This window comes from Streptomyces aureus (genome assembly GCF_001418135.1).
Classification (GTDB): Bacteria; Actinomycetota; Actinomycetes; order Streptomycetales; family Streptomycetaceae; genus Streptomyces; species Streptomyces aureus_A.
On the sequence record NZ_LIPQ01000124.1, the window covers coordinates 1 to 2371 of the forward strand.

Below are 2371 nucleotides of genomic sequence, written 5' to 3' on the forward strand. Positions count from 1 at the left end.
GGGGAACGGGCGCTCGGGCGGGTGCCGGGACGGCTGCCGGCACCGCGCCGGAGGTGTCCGCGCGCCCGGCCGCCCGGTCCGGGTTCCGGGGTGTGTGGATCGCCACGGTCTTCAACCGCGACTGGCCCTCCCGTACCGGCCTGACCGCCGACGCGCAGCGTGCCGAGCTCCTCGCCCACCTGGACACCGCCGTCGAGCGCCGGCTCAACGCGGTGGTCCTCCAGGTCAGGCCGACCGCCGACGCGCTCTGGCCCTCGCGGTACGAGCCGTGGACGGAGTTCCTCACCGGGACGCAGGGCCGCGACCCCGGCTGGGACCCGCTGGGCACGGCCGTCGAGGAGGCCCACGCGCGGGGGCTCGAACTGCACGCCTGGTTCAACCCGTACCGCGTGGCGAACCACACGGACCCGACCCGGCTCGTCGCCGACCATCCGGCCAGGCTCCACCCGGAGTGGGTGGTGCCGTACGGCGGGAAGCTCTACTACGACCCCGGGCTGCCCGAGGTCCGGAGGTTCACCCAGGACGCGATGCTGGACGCGCTGCGGCGCTACGACATCGACGCCGTCCACTGGGACGACTACTTCTATCCGTACCCGGTGGCCGGGGAGGACTTCGCCGACGACGAGACGTACGCGCGGTACGGCGCCGGCTTCCCCGACAGGGCGTCCTGGCGGCGGCACAACACCGACCTGCTGGTCTCGGAGATGGCGGTCCGGATCAAGGCCGTCAAGCCCCACGCAGCCTTCGGCGTCAGCCCCTTCGGGGTCTGGCGGAACATCGCCAAGGACCCGGAGGGCTCGGACACCCGGGCCGGCGGCGGCACCTACGACGACCTCTACGCCGACACCCGGAAGTGGATCCGGGAGGGCTGGATCGACTACGTCGTACCTCAGCTGTACTGGCACATCGGTCTGCCCGCCGCCGACTACGCCAAGCTGTTGCCCTGGTGGGACGAGGTGGTACGGGGCACCGGTGTCGGCCTCTACATCGGCGAGGCGCTCTACAAGGCGGGCGACCCCGCACAGCCCGCCGCCTGGCAGGACCCGGGGGAACTGTCACGGCACCTGGAACTGGCCGCCGCCCGTCCGGCGGTCGGCGGCCACTGCTTCTTCTCCGCCCTGGACGTCGCGAACGACCCGATCGGGGCGATGGCCACCGTGGTGGCGGATCACTACCCGACCAGGGTCCGGGCGCCGGGAAGGGGCTGACCCGGAGGGATCAGCTCGCGCCTGCCTCGGGGCGATGGCGTACGACGGTGTCGGGGCCCGGAGACATCAGGGCCTCGTGACCGTCGTCGTCGAACTTGACGCGGTACGGGGGCGTGCCGTTCTCCCCCAGTACCTGAAGGACTTCGGCCGTACGGTCGTGGTGACCGACGGTCCGGCCGTGCACCAACAGTTTGTCGCCCACGTTCGCCTGCATAGGGTGACCTCCTCGCGACCGGGCTCGTGCTGTTCGGGGCCCATGTCTGCCATTGTGTCCCGGATCGTCCTGATCCGCCGCGCCGACGGCCGGCCCGTCGGCCCCGCTCCGTCGCCCCCCGTTCCGTCGGCCGTGGCCCGCCCGGCGTCAGCTCTTCGCCCGCTGGGTCACCGCGATGCAGACGAGCACCGCCACCGCCGCGAGCGGGGCGGCGAGCGGCAGGGTCTCGCCGAGCAGCGCGACCGACCAGACCAGGGTGAGGAGCGGCTGCGCGAGCTGCAGCTGGCTCGCCTTGGGGATGCCGATCGAGGCCATGCCCCGGTACCAGACGTACAGGCCGAAGAAGGTGGAACCGGCCGCGACCCAGACCAGGCCGATGACTCCGTGGGCGTTCAGACGGACCGGCTCCACGGACAGCGCCACGGCCGAGCCGACGGCCATCGGCGGCAGGCAGAGGATCAGGGCCCAGCCGATGACGTGCCAGCCCGGCATGAGGCGCGCGAGACGGCCGCCCTCGGTGTAGCCGGCCGCGCACACGAGGAGGGCGCCGAACAGGTACAGGTCGCCCCGCGACACGGCCCCGCCGCTCTGCTGGACCGTGAAGGCGAGCACGACGACCGCGCCCGACACCGCCGCGAACCAGAACGTACGGGACGGCCGGCGCCTGGTCCGCAGGGCGGCGAACGCCGCCGTGGTGAGCGGCAGCAGGCCGACGACGACGGCGGCGTGCGAGGTNNCGGCCGGCGAGGAGGAAGGCGCCCGCGATGAGGGCGGCGAGCGTGGAGCGCACGGCCACGAGCGACCAGGGGCCGAAGCTCTCCAGGCCCCAGACGGTGGACGGGAACGTGAGCGAGAAGGAGAACACGCCGAGGGCGGCGAGCAGGGTGCCACGGGGGAGCGGGTCGGTGCGGCTCCCGCTCGTGGCGGTGGCGGTGGCGGGGGCGGTGGC

At 73.3% G+C, this 2371-nt stretch carries 3 protein-coding genes and 1 pseudogene; 1 reads left to right on the forward strand and 3 read right to left on the reverse strand.

Annotated features, from left to right (window positions below):
• A partial coding sequence (locus tag AOK00_RS12635) for a glycoside hydrolase family 10 protein (RefSeq protein ID WP_055600415.1) occupies window positions 1-1208 on the forward strand: 1208 nt, incomplete at its 5' end.
• Window positions 1209-1218: 10 nt separating this feature from the next.
• Here the strand turns inward: AOK00_RS12635 and AOK00_RS12640 are convergent.
• From AOK00_RS12640 to AOK00_RS40245, 3 genes and pseudogenes are all read right to left on the reverse strand, one after another.
• Window positions 1219-1422, reverse strand: coding sequence for a DUF1918 domain-containing protein (locus AOK00_RS12640; protein WP_055600414.1), 204 nt, complete (start codon window positions 1420-1422; stop codon window positions 1219-1221).
• A 147-nt stretch (window positions 1423-1569) separates the two neighbouring features.
• On the reverse strand, window positions 1570-2157 hold a 588-nt coding region (locus AOK00_RS12645), incomplete at its 5' end, for a DMT family transporter (RefSeq protein WP_254047350.1).
• A gap of 2 nt (window positions 2158-2159) precedes the next feature.
• Window positions 2160-2305, reverse strand: a pseudogene (locus AOK00_RS40245) (EamA family transporter); the annotation flags it as partial.
• Window positions 2306-2371: the final 66 nt, after the last annotated feature.

Coding starts and splice junctions, on each gene's coding strand:
- AOK00_RS12640 (WP_055600414.1), bottom strand. CDS start 1,422: ATGCAGGCGAACGTGGGCGACAAACTGTTGGTGCACGGCCGGACCGTC.